Source organism: bacterium, assembly GCA_024224155.1.
GTDB lineage: Bacteria > Acidobacteriota > Thermoanaerobaculia > Multivoradales > JAHEKO01 > CALZIK01.
Genome location: JAAENP010000175.1, coordinates 1 through 715, shown reverse-complemented (window position 1 = coordinate 715; position 715 = coordinate 1). Strand labels below are relative to the sequence as shown.

Annotated in this window: 1 protein-coding gene; it reads left to right on the top strand. The window is 62.7% G+C overall.

Annotation, left to right across the window (positions count from 1 at the left end; all coding sequences use genetic code 11):
• Positions 1-341: 341 nt before the first annotated feature.
• On the top strand, positions 342-715 hold a 374-nt coding region (locus GY769_10155; protein ID MCP4202284.1), incomplete at its 3' end, for a hypothetical protein.

Here is a 715-nt window from a genome sequence, read left to right as displayed (position 1 = left end):
TTCCGGCAGACATTCCGCCCGTTCTGGGCTAATTACAGCTTCTTGGCGCATGGTCGTCAGGAAATTTTTCAACAATACCGTTGTAACTTATGCTACTCTACTCCGTAGTATGGTCATGAGATTCACTGGCCCACCGCCAATGAGCCCGCGATTCGTCACCCGGCAGGGTGCCGGCGGGAGAAAGGAGAGCGCCACCTGAGGAAATGAAAGTGCTGGAAGTCGAGACCCGAGCCCCGTCGCGTGGACGGTGGCCCGGACCTCGCACCTGGCTCGAGCGGTCACGCAGCCACGTCATCCGCCTGAGCCGTAGTAGGTAGGAACCCACTGGAGAACACTCTACCATGCAACTGCAAAGCCACTTGATACTCAGACTGCAGAGGTCGGCTGAGGACGTCGAGTCCTCGGTCACCCTCAACGGGCCGGACATCGGCCCGAAGCTCGATCAGCGGTACGCCTCGAGCTTCGCCGCCGGTGAGGGCGAGCCGCAGCGGCCTCCCCACCGCGACGTTCTGTTCACCCTTCGTGACGGTCTCGCCGCCTCGCGGCAGAACCTGGTCTCGCTCGACAACGACCACGTCGAGAACCTGAGGCGGTTCCTCGAGACGCGCAGCCAGCGCGACCTGGTGGTCGACCGCGTCTACGGTCAGCTCAGCGCCTCGCGCCGGACGATCGAAGACCTGTTCAAGCCCAAGAGCGCGTTCGTGCTGGCGGCGAT